The 17981-nt window shown below is 60.7% G+C and carries 16 protein-coding genes; all 16 read left to right on the top strand.

The genetic code is table 11. The features are described from left to right. Positions 1-98: 98 nt before the first annotated feature. The 16 genes from aceA to BUE92_RS23705 all read left to right on the top strand — a co-directional run bounded on the left by aceA (position 99) and on the right by BUE92_RS23705 (position 17924). On the top strand, positions 99-1424 hold the full coding sequence (aceA, locus tag BUE92_RS23630; RefSeq protein ID WP_034120253.1) for an isocitrate lyase: 1326 nt from the start codon (positions 99-101) through the stop codon (positions 1422-1424). Between the two features lie 659 nt (positions 1425-2083). Beyond that, positions 2084-2497: an NADH-quinone oxidoreductase subunit A gene (locus BUE92_RS23635; RefSeq protein WP_003192109.1), complete on the top strand. Its 414-nt coding sequence runs from the start codon at positions 2084-2086 to the stop codon at positions 2495-2497. Between the two features lie 10 nt (positions 2498-2507). Continuing rightward, positions 2508-3182, top strand: coding sequence for a NuoB/complex I 20 kDa subunit family protein (locus BUE92_RS23640; protein ID WP_003174719.1), 675 nt, complete (start codon positions 2508-2510; stop codon positions 3180-3182). 72 nt (positions 3183-3254) lie between these two features. Continuing rightward, entirely contained in the window at positions 3255-5039 is a 1785-nt protein-coding gene (nuoC, locus tag BUE92_RS23645) for an NADH-quinone oxidoreductase subunit C/D (RefSeq protein ID WP_073526612.1), read from the top strand. A 2-nt stretch (positions 5040-5041) separates the two neighbouring features. Next, the gene (gene nuoE / locus BUE92_RS23650) at positions 5042-5539 is read left to right on the top strand and encodes an NADH-quinone oxidoreductase subunit NuoE (RefSeq protein ID WP_003174721.1); all 498 of its coding nucleotides are present in this window, start codon (positions 5042-5044) and stop codon (positions 5537-5539) included. Next, positions 5536-6891: an NADH-quinone oxidoreductase subunit NuoF gene (gene nuoF, locus BUE92_RS23655; RefSeq protein ID WP_032896666.1), complete on the top strand. Its 1356-nt coding sequence runs from the start codon at positions 5536-5538 to the stop codon at positions 6889-6891. The genes nuoE and nuoF overlap by 4 nt, the downstream gene beginning before the upstream one ends. Positions 6892-7026: 135 nt before the next feature. Then, positions 7027-9741, top strand: a complete 2715-nt coding sequence (nuoG, locus tag BUE92_RS23660) for an NADH-quinone oxidoreductase subunit NuoG (protein WP_057703102.1) — start codon at positions 7027-7029, stop codon at positions 9739-9741. Beyond that, on the top strand, positions 9738-10745 hold the full coding sequence (gene nuoH, locus BUE92_RS23665; protein WP_003192116.1) for an NADH-quinone oxidoreductase subunit NuoH: 1008 nt from the start codon (positions 9738-9740) through the stop codon (positions 10743-10745). The genes nuoG and nuoH overlap by 4 nt, the downstream gene beginning before the upstream one ends. A gap of 11 nt (positions 10746-10756) precedes the next feature. Continuing rightward, the gene (gene nuoI / locus BUE92_RS23670; RefSeq protein WP_003174725.1) at positions 10757-11305 is read left to right on the top strand and encodes an NADH-quinone oxidoreductase subunit NuoI; all 549 of its coding nucleotides are present in this window, start codon (positions 10757-10759) and stop codon (positions 11303-11305) included. A gap of 9 nt (positions 11306-11314) precedes the next feature. Next, a complete protein-coding gene (gene nuoJ, locus BUE92_RS23675; protein WP_003174726.1) occupies positions 11315-11818 on the top strand; it encodes an NADH-quinone oxidoreductase subunit J in 504 nt (167 codons plus the stop codon). 2 nt (positions 11819-11820) lie between these two features. Then, the gene (nuoK, locus tag BUE92_RS23680; RefSeq protein ID WP_003174727.1) at positions 11821-12129 is read left to right on the top strand and encodes an NADH-quinone oxidoreductase subunit NuoK; all 309 of its coding nucleotides are present in this window, start codon (positions 11821-11823) and stop codon (positions 12127-12129) included. Further along, on the top strand, positions 12126-13979 hold the full coding sequence (nuoL, locus tag BUE92_RS23685; protein WP_073526613.1) for an NADH-quinone oxidoreductase subunit L: 1854 nt from the start codon (positions 12126-12128) through the stop codon (positions 13977-13979). The genes nuoK and nuoL overlap by 4 nt, the downstream gene beginning before the upstream one ends. 49 nt (positions 13980-14028) lie before the next feature. Beyond that, positions 14029-15561 carry an NADH-quinone oxidoreductase subunit M gene (nuoM, locus tag BUE92_RS23690; protein ID WP_014718913.1) on the top strand — a complete coding sequence of 511 codons (1533 nt, stop codon included), beginning with the start codon at positions 14029-14031 and terminating at the stop codon, positions 15559-15561. A gap of 7 nt (positions 15562-15568) precedes the next feature. Then, entirely contained in the window at positions 15569-17032 is a 1464-nt protein-coding gene (gene nuoN, locus BUE92_RS23695; protein WP_073526615.1) for an NADH-quinone oxidoreductase subunit NuoN, read from the top strand. 237 nt (positions 17033-17269) lie between these two features. After that, positions 17270-17620: a toxin gene (locus BUE92_RS23700; protein ID WP_073527206.1), complete on the top strand. Its 351-nt coding sequence runs from the start codon at positions 17270-17272 to the stop codon at positions 17618-17620. Then, positions 17610-17924 (top strand): helix-turn-helix domain-containing protein, encoded by a 315-nt coding sequence (locus tag BUE92_RS23705; protein ID WP_073526617.1) that lies wholly within the window; start codon positions 17610-17612, stop codon positions 17922-17924. Before BUE92_RS23700 ends, BUE92_RS23705 begins: the two co-directional genes overlap by 11 nt. Positions 17925-17981: the final 57 nt, after the last annotated feature.

Genomic DNA, 17981 nt, shown 5'->3' on the forward strand with positions numbered 1-17981 from the left:
GAACACCAAAGCTTCTGGTCAGCGAGCAACCTACCCAGGCAACGAATGCCGGGCTGGCAAACGGATACTTCAAACAAGACGCGACGAGGTTTTTCCCCATGGCACTGACACGCGAACAGCAAATTGCAGCCCTTGAAAAAGACTGGGCTGAAAACCCACGCTGGAAAGGCGTGACCCGCGCTTATTCCGCTGCTGACGTCGTCCGCCTGCGTGGCTCGGTCCAACCTGAGCACACCTTTGCAAAACTCGGCGCCGAGAAGCTGTGGAACCTGGTCACCCAAGGCGCCAAGCCGTCCTTCCGTCCCGACAAAGATTTCGTCAACTGCATGGGCGCCCTCACTGGCGGCCAGGCAGTACAACAGGTAAAAGCCGGTATCCAGGCGATCTACCTGTCCGGCTGGCAAGTGGCAGCGGACAACAACTCCGCTGAATCCATGTATCCCGACCAATCGCTGTACCCGGTGGACTCGGTGCCAACCGTGGTCAAGCGCATCAACAACTCGTTCCGTCGTGCCGACCAGATCCAGTGGAAAGCCGGCAAGAACCCAGGCGACGAAGGCTACATCGACTACTTCGCCCCCATCGTGGCTGACGCCGAAGCGGGTTTCGGCGGCGTACTCAACGCCTACGAGCTGATGAAGAGCATGATCGAGGCAGGCGCTGCCGGCGTGCACTTCGAAGACCAGCTGGCTTCGGTGAAAAAATGCGGCCACATGGGCGGCAAGGTACTGGTACCCACCCAGGAAGCCGTACAGAAACTCACTGCTGCCCGCCTGGCCGCTGACGTTGCCGGCACCCCGACCATCATCCTGGCGCGTACCGACGCCAACGCGGCAGACCTGCTGACGTCGGACTGCGACCCGTACGACCAGCCATTCGTAACCGGCGAACGTACCCAGGAAGGCTTCTATAAAGTGCGCGCAGGCCTCGACCAAGCGATCGCCCGTGGCCTGGCCTACGCGCCGTACGCCGACCTGATCTGGTGCGAAACCGCCAAGCCAGACCTGGACGAAGCACGCCGCTTTGCCGAAGCGATCAAAAAGGAATACCCGGACCAACTGCTGTCCTACAACTGCTCGCCTTCCTTCAACTGGAAGAAGAATCTGGACGACGCGACCATCGCCAAGTTCCAGCGCGAACTGTCGGCCATGGGCTACAAGCACCAATTCATCACCCTGGCCGGCATCCACAACATGTGGCACAGCATGTTCAACCTGGCGCACGACTACGCCCGCAACGACATGACTGCCTACGTGAAGCTGCAAGAGCAGGAGTTTGCCGACGCATCGAAGGGCTACACCTTCGTGGCGCACCAGCAGGAAGTGGGCACCGGCTACTTCGACGACATGACCACCGTGATCCAGGGCGGCACCTCGTCCGTGACCGCGCTGACCGGTTCGACCGAAGAAGAGCAGTTCCACTAAGTACCGCGTACACGGCCACTGCGGCCCCACGGAAGACCTAACCGCAGTGCCGCGCAACAATCACGCCCCGACTGGTTCGGGGCGTTTTTTTTGCCCGGAAGAAAATCTTACTGGCACACAGCAGATCAAAATGTGGGAGCGGGCTTGCTCGCGAAAGCGGTGGGTCAGTTGGCAATTTTTTATCTGACAGACCGCTTTCGCGAGCAAGCCCGCTCCCACAATGGAACGCATTGCAGCCTGAAGGTTTTGCGCAAAACATTGATCCAGAGCGGTATCGGCGCATATCCGATCGGTTAAAAGAACCGTTGCGACAACTAAGCAGCACTCAAGCAAGTAACGGTAACTTCCCGCGCCACATGAGAAACAATCGCTTAAACCCAACGCAAACAATATTCATTATCATTTGGCGCTTGAAAACTTCGTTACCGCTTAAACAAAACATATTTGATGAAAAGCCCGCTAATGCCCACACCACAAGGGCTACAGCCCCAAGAAGGTGCACTATGTGCTTATTCCACCGAATAATTTCGCCCTGGGAATTTTACTTGCCCGGTGTTTAGCCATAAAATCACCGCGATTGATTGCAGTGCGACATATCGTCACTGCATCGTTACTTTTTCGAGCTCAGAGACCTTTGCTCTCTGTTAAGGATTTCCAGCATGACCGACGCGACAGGACTCATGGCCCACAACTGGGGCTTTGCCATTTTCCTCCTCGGTGTTGTAGGCCTTTGCGCCTTCATGCTCGGCGTGTCCAGCCTCCTCGGGTCAAAAGCCTGGGGCCGCAGCAAAAACGAACCGTTCGAATCCGGCATGCTGCCTACAGGTGGCGCCCGCTTGCGGCTCTCAGCCAAATTCTATCTGGTCGCGATGTTGTTCGTGATCTTCGATATCGAAGCCCTCTTTCTCTTTGCATGGTCTGTGTCCGTCCGCGAAAGCGGCTGGACCGGATTCGTCGAAGCTCTCGTTTTCATAGCAATTCTGTTGGCAGGTCTTGTCTACCTGTTCCGAGTGGGCGCCCTTGACTGGGCTCCGGAAGCTCGTCGCAAGCGGCAAGCGAAGCTGAAACAATGAGGCTTTGGCAATGCAATACAATCTCACCAGGATCGACCCGGATGCTCCTAACGAGCAGTACCCCATCGGCGAACGGGAAACCGTTTCCGACCCGTTAGAAGACCAAGTCCACAAAAACATCTACATGGGCAAGCTGGAAGACGTGCTGAGTGGCGCGGTCAACTGGGGGCGTAAAAACTCCCTGTGGCCGTACAACTTCGGCCTTTCGTGCTGCTACGTGGAAATGACCACCGCCTTCACGGCGCCCCACGACATCGCGCGCTTCGGCGCCGAAGTTATCCGGGCTTCGCCGCGCCAGGCGGATTTCATGGTTATCGCCGGTACCTGCTTCATCAAGATGGCGCCGATCATCCAGCGTCTCTATGAGCAAATGCTCGAGCCGAAATGGGTTATCTCCATGGGTTCGTGCGCCAACTCCGGTGGCATGTACGACATCTACTCGGTCGTTCAAGGGGTGGACAAGTTCCTGCCTGTGGACGTCTACGTGCCTGGCTGCCCGCCCCGTCCCGAAGCGTTCCTGCAAGGCCTGATGCTGTTGCAGGAATCGATTGGCAAGGAGCGTCGCCCACTGTCCTGGGTGGTCGGTGATCAAGGCGTTTATCGCGCCGAGATGCCGTCTCAAAAGGAACAGCGCCGCGAACAGCGAATCGCAGTCACCAACCTGCGCAGCCCCGACGAAGTCTGATCCAGCACCGCTTCTTTTATAGAACGAAAACCTGGCTTCATTCTTTACGTTGACCGAAAGCGATAAAAAACCATGACTACAGGCAGTGCTCTGTACATCCCGCCTTATAAGGCAGACGACCAGGATGTGGTTGTCGAACTCAATAACCGTTTTGGCCCTGACGCCTTCACCGCCCAGGCCACACGCACCGGTATGCCGGTGCTGTGGGTGGCGCGTGCCAGGCTCGTCGAAGTTCTGACCTTCCTGCGCAACCTGCCCAAGCCGTACGTCATGCTCTATGACCTGCATGGCGTGGACGAGCGTCTGCGCACCAAGCGCCAGGGGCTGCCGAGCGGCGCCGATTTCACCGTGTTCTACCACCTGATGTCGCTGGAACGTAACAGCGACGTGATGATCAAGGTTGCCCTGAGCGAGAGCGACCTGAGCGTCCCGACCGTCACCGGTATATGGCCGAACGCCAGCTGGTACGAGCGTGAAGTGTGGGACATGTTCGGTATCGACTTCCCCGGCCACCCGCACCTGACGCGCATCATGATGCCGCCAACCTGGGAAGGTCACCCGCTGCGCAAGGACTACCCTGCCCGCGCCACCGAATTCGACCCGTTCAGCCTGACCCTGGCCAAGCAGCAGCTGGAAGAAGAAGCCGCGCGCTTCCGTCCGGAAGACTGGGGCATGAAGCGTTCCGGCACCAACGAGGACTACATGTTCCTCAACCTGGGCCCGAACCACCCTTCGGCCCACGGTGCTTTCCGTATCATCCTGCAACTGGACGGCGAAGAAATCGTCGACTGCGTCCCGGACATCGGCTACCACCACCGCGGTGCCGAGAAGATGGCCGAACGTCAGTCGTGGCACAGCTTCATCCCGTATACCGACCGTATCGACTACCTCGGCGGCGTGATGAACAACCTGCCGTACGTGCTCTCGGTCGAGAAGCTGGCCGGCATCAAGGTTCCGGACCGCGTCGACACCATCCGCATCATGATGGCCGAGTTCTTCCGCATCACCAGCCACCTGCTGTTCCTGGGTACCTATATCCAGGACGTCGGCGCCATGACCCCGGTGTTCTTCACTTTCACCGACCGTCAGCGCGCCTACAAGGTCATCGAAGCCGTCACCGGTTTCCGCCTGCACCCGGCCTGGTACCGCATCGGCGGTGTGGCCCACGACCTGCCGAATGGCTGGGAACGCCTGGTCAAGGAATTCATCGACTGGATGCCCAAGCGCCTGGACGAGTACCAGAAAGCCGCCCTGGACAACAGCATCCTCAAAGGCCGCACCATCGGCGTCGCGCAGTACAACACCAAAGAGGCCCTGGAATGGGGCGTCACCGGTGCCGGCCTGCGTTCCACCGGTTGCGACTTCGACTTGCGTAAAGCGCGCCCGTACTCCGGCTACGAGAACTTCGAATTCGAAGTACCGCTGGCGGCCAATGGCGATGCCTACGACCGTTGCATTGTGCGTGTCGAAGAAATGCGCCAGAGCCTGAAGATCATCGAGCAGTGCATGCGCAACATGCCGGCCGGCCCGTACAAGGCGGATCACCCGCTGACCACGCCGCCACCCAAAGAGCGCACGCTGCAGCACATCGAAACCCTGATCACGCACTTCCTGCAGGTTTCGTGGGGCCCGGTCATGCCAGCCAACGAATCCTTCCAGATGATTGAAGCGACCAAGGGTATCAACAGTTATTACCTGACGAGCGATGGCGGCACCATGAGCTACCGCACCCGGATTCGTACCCCAAGCTTCCCGCACTTGCAGCAGATCCCTTCGGTGATCAAAGGCGAGATGGTCGCGGACTTGATTGCGTACCTGGGTAGTATCGATTTCGTTATGGCCGACGTGGACCGCTAAGCATGAACAGCACGCTTATCCAGACAGACCGTTTCACCTTGAGTGAAACCGAGCGCTCGGCCATCGAGCACGAGCTGCATCACTACGAAGACCCGCGCGCGGCGTCGATCGAAGCCTTGAAGATCGTCCAGAAGGAACGTGGCTGGGTGCCGGACGGCGCCCTCTACGCCATCGGCGAGATCCTCGGCATCCCCGCCAGCGACGTTGAAGGCGTGGCCACGTTCTACAGCCAGATCTTCCGCCAGCCGGTGGGCCGCCACATCATTCGTGTGTGCGACAGCATGGTCTGCTATATCGGCGGCCACGAATCGGTGGTCAGCGAGATCCAGAACAAACTGGGCATCGGCCTCGGCCAGACCACCCCGGACGGCCGCTTCACGCTGCTGCCGGTGTGCTGCCTGGGCAACTGCGACAAGGCGCCGGCGTTGATGATCGACGACGACACATTCGGTGACGTGCAGCCTGCTGGCGTGACCCAATTGCTCGAGGGCTACCCATGACCCTGACTTCCTTCGGCCCGGCCAACCTGATCAAGCGTTCGGCCGAGACTCACCCGCTGACCTGGCGCCTGCGCGACGACGGCGAGCCGGTATGGCTCGACGAGTACCAGGCCAAGAACGGTTACGCGGCTGCGCGCAAAGCCTTCGCCGACATGGCCCAGGACGATATCGTCCAGACCGTTAAAGACGCCGGCCTCAAGGGCCGCGGCGGCGCAGGCTTCCCCACCGGCGTGAAATGGGGCCTGATGCCCAAAGACGAATCCATCAACATCCGTTACCTGCTGTGCAACGCGGATGAAATGGAGCCCAACACCTGGAAAGACCGCATGCTGATGGAGCAACTGCCCCATCTGCTGATCGAAGGCATGCTGATCAGTGCGCGTGCGCTCAAGACCTACCGTGGCTATATCTTCCTGCGTGGCGAGTACACCACCGCCGCCAAGCATCTGAACCGTGCCGTGGAAGAAGCCAAGGCCGCGGGCCTGTTGGGCAAGAATATCCTCGGTTCCGGCTTTGACTTCGAACTGTTCGTGCACACCGGGGCCGGGCGTTATATCTGCGGTGAAGAAACCGCACTGATCAACTCCCTCGAAGGCCGCCGCGCCAACCCGCGCTCCAAGCCGCCCTTCCCTGCCGCCGTGGGCGTATGGGGCAAGCCGACCTGCGTGAACAACGTCGAAACCCTGTGCAACGTGCCGGCAATCATCGCCGACGGCGTGGACTGGTATAAATCGTTGGCTCGCGAAGGCAGCGAAGACATGGGCACCAAGCTCATGGGCTTCTCCGGCAAGGTCAAGAACCCGGGCCTGTGGGAACTGCCGTTCGGCGTGACCGCTCGCGAGCTGTTCGAGGACTACGCCGGCGGCATGCGCGACGGCTACACCTTGAAAGCCTGGCAGCCAGGCGGCGCCGGTACTGGTTTCCTGCTGCCCGAGCACCTGGACGCACAGATGTATGCCGGCGGCATCGGCAAGGTGGGCACCCGGATGGGTACTGGCCTGGCAATGGCGGTGGACAACACGGTGAACATGGTTTCGTTGCTGCGCAACATGGAGCAGTTCTTTGCCCGCGAGTCCTGCGGGTTCTGCACCCCATGCCGCGACGGTTTGCCGTGGAGCGTCAAGCTGCTGATGGCCCTGGAAAATGGCGAAGGCCGCGAGGGTGACATCGAAACCCTGCTGGGCCTGGTCGGTTTCCTCGGCCCAGGCAAGACCTTCTGTGCTCACGCACCGGGCGCCGTGGAACCATTGGGCAGCGCAATCAAATACTTCCGCTCGGAGTTCGAAGCCGGCATCGCGCCCACCAGCGCCGCCGTCCCGCCTCTGGCGAAGCCGATCGTAGTCGGCGCGTAACACTTAAACAGGCGAAGGGTCCGTGCCCTTCGCCTGCTCATGTGCTGACGCCTTCAAGGCTGTGTAGATGCACATGAATAACAAGATTCCATTAGCCACGCCCGCTGACAACGGGCCAACGAAGAACTTTGAACCATGGCCACTATCCACGTAGACGGCAAAGCGCTCGAAGTCGATGGGGCGGACAACCTGTTACAGGCGTGTCTGTCACTCGGCCTCGACATCCCGTATTTCTGCTGGCACCCCGCGCTTGGTAGCGTCGGTGCCTGTCGCCAGTGTGCGGTCAAGCAATACACCGACGAGAACGACACCCGTGGTCGTATCGTCATGTCCTGCATGACTCCAGCCACCGACAACACCTGGATCTCCATCGACGATGAAGAATCCAAGGCGTTCCGCGCCAGCGTTGTCGAATGGCTGATGACCAACCACCCCCACGACTGCCCGGTCTGTGAGGAAGGCGGTCACTGCCACCTGCAAGACATGACGGTGATGACTGGCCACAACGAGCGCCGTTATCGCTTCACCAAACGTACCCACCAGAACCAGGACCTCGGCCCGTTCATTTCCCATGAAATGAACCGCTGCATCGCCTGCTACCGCTGTGTACGCTTCTATAAGGACTACGCCGGCGGCACCGACCTGGGCGTCTTTGGCGCCCACGACAACGTGTACTTCGGTCGCGTTGAAGACGGCGTACTGGAGAGCGAGTTCTCCGGCAACCTCACCGAGGTCTGCCCGACCGGCGTGTTCACCGACAAGACCCACTCCGAGCGCTACAACCGTAAGTGGGACATGCAATTTGCGCCGAGCATCTGCCATGGCTGCTCCAGCGGTTGCAACATCTCCCCGGGCGAGCGCTACGGCGAACTGCGTCGTATCGAAAACCGCTTCAACGGTTCGGTCAACCAGTACTTCCTGTGCGACCGTGGCCGTTTCGGCTACGGCTACGTCAACCGCGAAGACCGCCCACGCCAGCCCCTGCTGGCCGATGGCGCCAAGCTGAGCCTGGACGCCGCGCTGGATAAAGCCGCCGACCTGTTGCGTGGCCGCAATATCGTGGGTATCGGTTCGCCACGCGCCAGCCTCGAAAGCAACTTCGCCTTGCGCGAGCTGGTGGGTGCCGAGCACTTCTACTGCGGTATCGAAGCCGGCGAGCTGGAGCGCATCCGCCTGGTCCTGCAAGTGCTGAACGACAGCCCGCTGCCGGTTCCGAACATGCGCGACATCGAAGACCACGATGCGATCTTCGTGCTCGGTGAAGACCTGACCCAGACCGCCGCGCGTATCGCGCTGTCCCTGCGTCAATCGGTCAAAGGCAAGGCCGAAGAAATGGCCGACGCCATGCGCGTACAGCCGTGGCTCGACGCTGCAGTGAAGAACATCGGCCAGCACGCGCTGAACCCGCTGTTTATCGCTTCCCTGGCTGAAACCAAGCTCGACGACATCGCCGAAGAATGCGTGCACGCTGCGCCGGACGACCTGGCCCGCCTCGGTTTCGCCGTGGCCCACGCCCTCGACGCCAGCGCACCAGCCGTTGAAGGCCTGGACGCTGAAGCTGTCGAGTTGGCCCAGCGCATTGCCGACGCCTTGCTGGCTGCCAAGCGCCCGCTGATCATTGCCGGTACCTCGTTGGGTTCCAAGGCACTGATCGAAGCCGCCGCCAACATCGCCAAAGCCCTGAAACTGCGCGACAAAAATGGCTCCATCAGCCTGGTGGTGCCGGAAGCCAACAGCCTGGGCCTGGCCATGCTTGGCGGCGAGTCCGTGGACGCTGCGCTGCAAGCCGTGACCGAAGGCCGTGCCGACGCCATCGTGGTGCTGGAAAACGACCTGTACACCCGCACCGCTGCGGCCAAGGTTGACGCTGCGCTCAACGCCGCCAAGGTGCTGATCGTCGCCGACCACCAGAAGACCGCCACCAGCGACCGCGCCGACCTGGTGCTGCCAGCCGCCACCTTCGCCGAGGGCGACGGTACTCTGGTCAGCCAGGAAGGCCGCGCCCAGCGCTTCTTCCAGGTGTTCGATCCGAAGTACATGGACGCCAGCATCCTGGTGCACGAAGGCTGGCGCTGGCTGCATGCCCTGCGCGCCACCCTGCTGAACCAGCCGATCGACTGGACCCAGCTCGACCACGTGACCGCTGCCACCGCCGCCAGCGCACCGCAGCTTGCTCGTATTGTCGATGCCGCGCCGTCTGCCGCGTTCCGTATCAAGGGCCTGAAACTGGCGCGTGAGCCGCTGCGCTACTCCGGTCGTACCGCCATGCGTGCTGATATCAGCGTGCACGAGCCGCGTACCCCGCAAGACAACGACACCGCGTTTGCCTTTTCCATGGAAGGTTATTCGGGTTCGGCCGAACCGCGTCAGCAGGTGCCGTTTGCCTGGTCGCCGGGCTGGAACTCGCCGCAAGCCTGGAACAAGTTCCAGGACGAAGTCGGTGGTCACATCCGCGCGGGCGACCCGGGCACCCGCCTGATCGAAACCAGCGGTGACTCGCTGAACTGGTTCGCTGCGGTACCGCGTCCGTTCAACCCGGCGCCAGGTACCTGGCAGGTCGTGCCGTTCTTCCACCTGTTCGGCAGCGAAGAAACTTCTTCCAAGGCCGCGCCGGTTCAAGAGCGCATTCCTGCCGCCTACGTGTCCGTCGCCAAGTCCGAAGCCGACCGCCTGGGCGTCAACGACGGTGCGCTGCTCAGCCTCAACGTGGCCGGCCAGACCCTGCGCCTGCCGCTGCGTATCAACGATGAGTTGGGTGCCGGCCTGGTTGCACTGCCTAAAGGCATCGCCGGTATTCCGCCTGCCATTTTCGGCAAAACCGTTGACGGTCTGCAGGAGGCAGCGCAATGACTTGGTTCACGCCGGAAGTAATTGACGTGATCATCTCGGTGGTCAAGGCCATCGTGATCCTGTTGGCCGTGGTCGTCGCGGGCGCCCTGCTCAGCTTCGTCGAACGTCGCCTGCTGGGCTGGTGGCAGGACCGTTACGGTCCGAACCGCGTTGGCCCGTTCGGCATGTTCCAGATTGCCGCCGACATGCTGAAAATGTTCTTCAAGGAAGACTGGACCCCGCCGTTTGCCGACAAGGTGATCTTCACCCTGGCACCGGTGGTAGCCATGAGCGCCTTGCTGATCGCCTTCGCGATCATCCCGATCACCCCGACCTGGGGCGTGGCGGACCTGAACATCGGCTTGCTGTTCTTCTTCGCCATGGCCGGTTTGTCGGTCTACGCGGTGCTGTTCGCCGGCTGGGCCAGTAACAACAAGTTCGCCCTGCTGGGCAGCTTGCGTGCCTCGGCGCAAACCGTATCCTATGAAGTGTTCATGGGGTTGGCACTGATGGGCATCGTGGTGCAGGTTGGCTCGTTCAACATGCGCGATATCGTCGAGTACCAGGCACAGAACCTGTGGTTCATCATTCCGCAGTTCTTTGGCTTCTGTACCTTCTTCATCGCTGGCGTGGCCGTGACTCACCGTCACCCCTTCGACCAGCCGGAAGCGGAACAGGAACTGGCCGACGGTTACCACATTGAATATGCCGGCATGAAATGGGGCATGTTCTTCGTTGGTGAGTACATCGGCATCATCTTGATCTCGGCCCTGCTGGTCACGCTGTTCTTCGGCGGCTGGCATGGTCCGTTTGGCATCCTGCCGCAGTTGGCCTTCTTCTGGTTCTTCTTGAAGACCGCGTTCTTCATCATGCTGTTCATCCTGCTGCGCGCCTCGATTCCGCGCCCGCGCTATGACCAGGTGATGGATTTCAGCTGGAGATTCTGCCTGCCGCTGACCCTGATCAATTTGCTGGTGACGGCTGCCGTCGTGTTGTTGAACACGCCAGCTGCCGCGGTTCAGTGAGGATTTGACCCATGTTCAAATATATTGGCGACATCGTTAAGGGTACCGGTACCCAGTTGCGAAGCCTGGTGATGGTGTTCGGTCACGGCTTTCGCAAACGCGACACCCTGCAATACCCCGAAGAAGCGGTGTACCTGCCGCCGCGCTATCGCGGCCGCATCGTACTGACCCGCGACCCCGACGGCGAAGAGCGTTGCGTAGCCTGCAACCTGTGCGCCGTGGCGTGCCCGGTGGGTTGCATTTCCCTGCAGAAAGCTGAAACCGAAGACGGTCGCTGGTACCCGGACTTCTTCCGCATCAACTTCTCGCGCTGCATTTTCTGCGGCCTCTGCGAGGAAGCTTGCCCGACCACCGCGATCCAGCTCACACCGGATTTCGAGATGGCCGAGTTCAAACGTCAGGACCTGGTGTACGAGAAAGAAGATCTTTTGATCTCTGGTCCCGGTAAAAACCCTGATTACAACTTCTATCGTGTTGCGGGTATGGCCGTTGCCGGTAAGCCGAAAGGCGCCGCACAAAACGAAGCCGAGCCGATCAACGTGAAGAGCTTGCTGCCTTAAGGAAGAAAGATGGAATTCGCTTTCTATTTCGCATCGGGTATTGCAGTGGTGTCCACGCTTCGCGTGATCACCAACACTAACCCCGTGCACGCCCTGCTCTACCTGATCATTTCGCTGATCGCCGTGGCCATGACCTTTTTCAGCCTCGGCGCACCGTTCGCCGGTGTACTGGAAGTGATCGCCTACGCCGGCGCCATCATGGTGCTGTTCGTGTTTGTGGTGATGATGCTCAACCTGGGCCCGGCTTCGGTCGCCCAGGAGCGCGTCTGGCTCAAGCCCGGCATCTGGCTCGGCCCGGTTGTCCTCGCAGCCCTGCTGCTGGGTGAACTGCTGTATGTGCTGTTCGCTCATCAGAGCGGCCAGGCCATCGGCCACACCACCGTAGACGCGAAAGCCGTGGGCATCAGCCTGTTTGGCCCGTACCTGCTGGTGGTCGAACTGGCTTCGATGCTGCTGCTCGCCGCAGCCATCACTGCCTTCCATCTGGGCCGCAACGAAGCCAAGGAGCAATGACGATGCCTGCTATCCCTTTGGAGCATGGTCTGGCGGTCGCCGGCATCCTGTTCTGCCTTGGCCTGGTCGGCCTGATGGTTCGCCGTAACATTCTGTTCGTGTTGATGAGCCTGGAAATCATGATGAACGCCGCAGCACTGGCGTTCATCGTGGCAGGCGCACGTTGGGGCCAGCCGGACGGGCAAGTGATGTTCATCCTGGTGATCAGCCTGGCAGCCGCCGAAGCCAGTATTGGCCTGGCGATCCTGCTGCAGCTGTATCGTCGCTTCCACACGCTTGATATCGACGCTGCCAGTGAGATGCGCGGATGAACATGATCTTTCTGACTTTCGTATTCCCCCTGATCGGTTTCCTGCTGCTGTCGTTCTCTCGCGGGCGCTGGTCGGAAAACCTCTCGGCCCTGATCGGCGTGGGCTCCATCGGCCTGTCGGCCATCGTGGCCGCCTACGTCATCTGGCAATTCAACGTGGCACCGCCCGAAGGCGGTCACTACACCCTGGTGCTGTGGCAGTGGATGTCGGTAGAAGGCTTCAAGCCCAACTTCGCCCTCTACGTCGACGGCCTGTCGATCACCATGCTCGGCGTGGTAGTGGGCGTAGGCTTCCTGATCCACCTGTTCGCGTCCTGGTACATGCGCGGTGAAGCGGGCTACTCGCGCTTCTTCTCGTACACCAACCTGTTTATCGCCAGCATGCTGTTCCTGGTGCTGGGCGATAACCTGTTGTTCCTGTACTTCGGCTGGGAAGGCGTGGGCCTGTGCTCGTACCTGTTGATCGGTTTCTACTACAGCAACCGCAACAACGGTAACGCAGCACTCAAGGCGTTTATCGTCACCCGCATCGGCGACGTGTTCATGGCCATCGGCCTGTTCATCCTGTTCCAACAGGTGGGCACGCTGAACATCCAGGAACTGCTGGTACTGGCACCGCAGAAATTCCAGGTCGGCGACTTCTGGATCACCCTGGCCACCCTGATGCTGCTGGGCGGCGCCGTGGGTAAATCTGCGCAACTGCCGCTGCAAACCTGGCTAGCGGATGCGATGGCCGGCCCTACCCCGGTATCGGCACTGATCCACGCCGCCACCATGGTGACCGCCGGTGTCTACCTGATCGCCCGTACCCACGGCCTGTTCACCCTGGCGCCGGACATTCTGCACCTTGTAGGCATCGTTGGCGGCGTGACCCTGGTACTGGCCGGCTTCGCCGCGCTGGTGCAGACCGACATCAAGCGTATCCTCGCCTACTCGACCATGAGCCAGATCGGCTACATGTTCCTGGCCCTGGGCGTCGGCGCCTGGGACGCGGCGATCTTCCACCTGATGACCCACGCGTTCTTCAAGGCCCTGCTGTTCCTCGCCTCCGGTGCGGTGATCGTGGCCTGCCACCACGAGCAGAACATCTTCAAGATGGGCGGCCTGTGGAAGAAACTGCCACTGGCCTACGCCAGCTTCATCGTCGGTGGTGCCGCCCTGGCCGCCCTGCCGTTGGTGACCGCCGGTTTCTACTCCAAGGACGAAATCCTCTGGGAAGCCTTCGCCAGCGGTAACCAGAACCTGCTGTACGCAGGCCTGGTGGGTGCGTTCATGACCTCGCTGTACACCTTCCGCCTGATCTTCATCACCTTCCACGGTGAAGCCAAGACCGAAGCGCACGCAGGCCACGGCATCTCCCACTGGCTGCCACTGTCGGTGCTGATCATCCTGTCGACCTTCATCGGCGCCATGATCACTCCACCACTGGCCGGTGTATTGCCAGAAAGCGTCGGCCATGCCGGCGGCGCAGACAAGCACAGCCTGGAAATCGCCTCGGGCGCCATTGCCATCGCCGGTATCCTGCTGGCAGCCCTGCTGTTCCTCGGCAAGCGTCGCTTCGTGACTGCCGTGGCCAACAGTGGCATCGGACGCTTCCTGTCGGCCTGGTGGTTCGCTGCCTGGGGCTTCGATTGGATCTACGACAAACTGTTCGTCAAACCTTACCTTGCGATCAGCCACGTGCTGCGCAAAGACCCGCTCGACCAGACCATCGGTTTGATCCCGCGTGCCGCCAAGGCCGGTCACACCGCCCTGAGCCGCAGCGAGACCGGCCAATTGCGTTGGTATGCAGCGTCCATGGCCGTCGGTGCCGTGCTGGTGATCGGCGCCATCGTGGTGGTAGCGGTATGACTATGAACATTGCGTACTTTGCGAACTTGCAAAAGGAAACGAGCCCGTCATGATTCTGCCCTGGCTAATCCTGATCCCCTTTATCGGCGGCCTGCTCTGCTGGATGGGTGAACGCTTCGGCGCCACCCTCCCCCGCTGGATTGCGTTGCTGACCATGTCCCTGGAACTCGCGCTCGGCCTCTGGCTGTGGGCCCATGGTGACTATTCATTCGCTCCGGCACCGGGTGTCGACCCCACCTTCGCGCTTGAATTCAAGCACGTGTGGATCCAGCGCTTCGGCATCAACGTGCACCTGGCCCTCGACGGCCTGTCGCTGTTGATGATCCTGCTGACCGGCCTGCTGGGTATCCTCTCGGTACTCTGCTCCTGGAAAGAGATCCAGCGTCACGTGGGCTTCTTCCATCTGAACCTGATGTGGATTTTGGGCGGTGTTGTCGGCGTGTTCCTGGCGCTGGACCTGTTCATGTTCTTCTTCTTCTGGGAAATGATGCTGGTGCCGATGTACTTCCTCATCGCGCTCTGGGGTCACAGTTCTTCGGACGGCAAGAAAACCCGGATCTACGCGGCGACCAAGTTCTTCATCTTCACCCAGGCTTCCGGCCTGATCATGTTGGTGGCGATCCTGGGCCTGGTACTGGTCAACTTCAACAACACCGGCGTGATTACCTTCAACTACGCCGACCTGTTGAAAACCAAGATGTCGCTGACCACCGAGTACGTGCTGATGCTGGGCTTCTTCATCGCCTTCGCGGTGAAGCTGCCGGTGGTGCCGTTCCACTCCTGGTTGCCTGACGCGCACGCCCAGGCGCCGACTGCCGGTTCCGTGGACCTGGCCGGTATCCTGTTGAAGACGGCGGCCTACGGCCTGCTGCGTTTCGCCCTGCCGCTGTTCCCGAATGCCTCGGCCGAGTTCGCGCCGATCGCCATGACCCTGGGTCTGATCGGGATCTTCTACGGTGCGTTCCTGGCCTTTGCGCAAACCGACATCAAGCGCCTGATTGCCTTCTCGTCCGTTTCCCACATGGGTTTCGTACTGATCGGCATCTACTCCGGCAGCCAGCTGGCGCTGCAAGGCGCGGTGATCCAGATGTTGGCCCACGGTGTTTCGGCCGCTGCCCTCTTTATCCTGAGTGGCCAGCTGTACGAGCGCCTGCACACCCGTGACATGCGTGAGATGGGTGGCGTGTGGTCGCGCATTGCGTACCTGCCGGCGATCAGCCTGTTCTTCGCGGCCGCGTCCCTGGGCTTGCCGGGTACCGGTAACTTCATCGGCGAGTTCCTGATCCTGATGGGGGCCTTTGTGCAGACGCCGTGGATCAGCGCCATTGCTACCTCCGGCCTGGTGTTCGGTTCGGTCTACTCGCTGATCATGATCCACCGCGCCTACTTCGGCCCGGCCAAGTCCGACACCGTCCTGCAAGGGATGGATGCGCGCGAACTGATCATGGTGCTCGGCCTTGCGGTACTGCTGATCTTCATCGGCGTGTACCCGCAACCGTTCCTGGACACTTCTGCCGCAACGATGCATGGCGTGCAGCAGTGGTTCGGCACCGCCTTCTCTCAACTCGCTTCGGCCCGGTAAGAGCGCTATGGAATTCACGATCCAACACTTTATCGCGCTTGCGCCGCTGCTGATCACCAGCCTCACCATCGTGGTGGTGATGCTGGCAATCGCCTGGCGCCGCAATCACTCGCAAACGTTCCTGCTGTCCTGCGCCGGGTTGAACCTGGCCCTGCTGTCGATCATCCCGGCCCTCAAGGTCGCGCCTCTGGCGGTTACGCCATTGATGATGGTCGATGACTTCGCGCTGCTGTACATCGCGTTAATCCTGGTCGCAACCCTGGCCTGCGTCACCCTCGCCCACGCCTACCTCGGCGAAGGCGGCACCGGCTACCCGGGCAACAAGGAAGAGCTGTACCTGCTGATCCTGCTGGCTGCGGCCGGCGGTATCGTGCTGGTCAGCGCGCAGCACCTGGCCGGCTTGTTCATCGGCCTGGAACTGCTGTCGATCCCGACCTACGGCCTGGTGGCGTATGCCTTCTTCAGCAAGCGCTCCCTGGAAGCCGGCATCAAGTACATGGTGCTGTCGGCTGCGGGTTCCGCGTTCCTGTTGTTCGGTATGGCCCTGCTCTACGCCGAAGCCGGCAGCCTGAGCTTCACCGGTATCGGCCACGCCCTGGCCGCCACCAACAGCCCGGCGCCGATTGCCCAATTGGGCCTGGCGATGATGCTGATCGGCCTGGCGTTCAAGCTGTCGCTGGTGCCGTTCCACCTGTGGACCCCGGACGTGTACGAGGGCGCCCCGGCGCCGGTGGCCGCGTTCCTGGCCACTGCGTCCAAAGTGGCCGTGTTTGCGGTGATGGTGCGTCTGTTCCAAATCTCGCCGGCGGCCAACACCGGCGTGCTGAGCAACGTGCTGACCGTGATCGCCATCGCGTCGATCCTGTTCGGTAACCTGCTGGCACTGACCCAGAACAACCTCAAGCGTCTGCTGGGTTATTCGTCCATCGCCCACTTCGGCTACCTGCTGATCGCCCTGGTGGCGAGCAAAGGCCTGGCTGTGGAAGCCATTGGCGTGTATCTGGTCACCTACGTGATCACCAGCCTGGGTGCGTTCGGTGTCATCACCTTGATGTCGTCGCCGTACAAGGGCCGTGACGCCGACGCCCTGTACGAATACCGCGGCCTGTTCTGGCGCCGTCCGTACCTGACCGCCGTGCTCACCGTGATGATGCTGTCCCTGGCCGGTATTCCGCTGACGGCAGGCTTTATCGGCAAGTTCTACATCGTTGCCACCGGTGTCGAAGCCCACGAGTGGTGGCTGGTTGCCTCGTTGGTACTGGGCAGCGCCATCGGCGTGTTCTACTACCTGCGCGTGATGGTCACCCTGTACCTGATCGAGCCAAACCTGCGCCGTGTGGATGCCGAGCTGCACTGGGAACAGAAAGCCGGTGGCGTGATGCTGCTGGCCATCGCCCTGCTCGCGTTCTTCCTGGGCGTGTACCCACAACCGTTGCTCACCCTGGTGCAGCATGCGGTGCTGGGCGTTTGATCGCTTAGGTTGATGCAGTAAACAGAACGGCGCCTTTGGGCGCCGTTTTGCGTTTATGAAGCCTGGCTTTTTCCCTTCCTTGCTCGCTGACATTTCCTCTTCAGTCTGCCTCCTCATCTGGCATCTCCCCCGCTGGCGGCGGCCTTAAGGTGTTTGCGTTTTAAGAAAGTTCCCACAGCGCGGCGCTTGACCCATCGCGAGTGGGCCACCAAACTATACGCAGGCTACGTACAGAACATGGATGCTCTATTTATCGAACTGCCGGCATTCGAACGGCATCGCAGGGACTATCTGAGTGATGAGCTTTTCCACGGTTTTCAACAGGAGTTGATGAAAAATCCGGAGGCGGGAGACGTGATCGAAGGAACGGGCGGGTTGAGAAAGGTTCGCTTCGTCGATCAGCGACGAAACAAAGGCAAGCGCGGTGGCCTGCGGGTCATTTACTACTGGTGGTCAGGCGGCACGCAATTCTGGTTATTCACGCTGTACGGCAAACACGAACAGAGCGACCTGGCACCACAACACAAGAAAGCCCTTAAACACATGCTAGACAGGGAAATCAAAGCGAGAACACATCATGAAACGTGACATCTTTTCCGAACTGGTCGAAGGCTTCGACGCCCTGGCCGATGACCGCCAGGGCAAGATCACCCTGCGTACCCACAAAGTCCACCTCAACAAGCTGGCGCCGCTTACCGCTGACGAGGTAATCGCCGTACGCCAGCAGCTCAACCTGTCCCGCTCGGTATTTGCCATGTACCTGCGCACCAACACGCGCACCTTGGAGAACTGGGAGCAAGGCCGGGCCAAGCCGAATGCACAGGCTGTCACGTTGATACGGCTGGTGGCGCGCTTTCCGGAAACCGTGGCGCAACTGGCCGCATTGGGCTGACCGGTAATAGCCGAAAAAAACGCCCCGAGCATTCGGGGCGTTTTTACATCGTAAACA

Origin of the sequence: Pseudomonas fluorescens (genome assembly GCF_001902145.1) — a bacterium.
Taxonomy (GTDB): Bacteria; Pseudomonadota; Gammaproteobacteria; order Pseudomonadales; family Pseudomonadaceae; genus Aquipseudomonas; species Aquipseudomonas fluorescens_BV.

Excerpts from the sequence above, each read along its gene's own strand:
- aceA (WP_034120253.1), top strand. The coding sequence starts at position 99 with ATGGCACTGACACGCGAACAGCAAATTGCAGCCCTTGAAAAAGACTGG.
- BUE92_RS23635 (WP_003192109.1), top strand. The coding sequence starts at position 2,084 with ATGACCGACGCGACAGGACTCATGGCCCACAACTGGGGCTTTGCCATT.
- BUE92_RS23640 (WP_003174719.1), top strand. The coding sequence starts at position 2,508 with ATGCAATACAATCTCACCAGGATCGACCCGGATGCTCCTAACGAGCAG.
- nuoC (WP_073526612.1), top strand. The coding sequence starts at position 3,255 with ATGACTACAGGCAGTGCTCTGTACATCCCGCCTTATAAGGCAGACGAC.
- nuoE (WP_003174721.1), top strand. The coding sequence starts at position 5,042 with ATGAACAGCACGCTTATCCAGACAGACCGTTTCACCTTGAGTGAAACC.
- nuoF (WP_032896666.1), top strand. The coding sequence starts at position 5,536 with ATGACCCTGACTTCCTTCGGCCCGGCCAACCTGATCAAGCGTTCGGCC.
- nuoG (WP_057703102.1), top strand. The coding sequence starts at position 7,027 with ATGGCCACTATCCACGTAGACGGCAAAGCGCTCGAAGTCGATGGGGCG.
- nuoH (WP_003192116.1), top strand. The coding sequence starts at position 9,738 with ATGACTTGGTTCACGCCGGAAGTAATTGACGTGATCATCTCGGTGGTC.
- nuoI (WP_003174725.1), top strand. The coding sequence starts at position 10,757 with ATGTTCAAATATATTGGCGACATCGTTAAGGGTACCGGTACCCAGTTG.
- nuoJ (WP_003174726.1), top strand. The coding sequence starts at position 11,315 with ATGGAATTCGCTTTCTATTTCGCATCGGGTATTGCAGTGGTGTCCACG.
- nuoK (WP_003174727.1), top strand. The coding sequence starts at position 11,821 with ATGCCTGCTATCCCTTTGGAGCATGGTCTGGCGGTCGCCGGCATCCTG.
- nuoL (WP_073526613.1), top strand. The coding sequence starts at position 12,126 with ATGAACATGATCTTTCTGACTTTCGTATTCCCCCTGATCGGTTTCCTG.
- nuoM (WP_014718913.1), top strand. The coding sequence starts at position 14,029 with ATGATTCTGCCCTGGCTAATCCTGATCCCCTTTATCGGCGGCCTGCTC.
- nuoN (WP_073526615.1), top strand. The coding sequence starts at position 15,569 with ATGGAATTCACGATCCAACACTTTATCGCGCTTGCGCCGCTGCTGATC.
- BUE92_RS23700 (WP_073527206.1), top strand. The coding sequence starts at position 17,270 with ATGGATGCTCTATTTATCGAACTGCCGGCATTCGAACGGCATCGCAGG.
- BUE92_RS23705 (WP_073526617.1), top strand. The coding sequence starts at position 17,610 with ATGAAACGTGACATCTTTTCCGAACTGGTCGAAGGCTTCGACGCCCTG.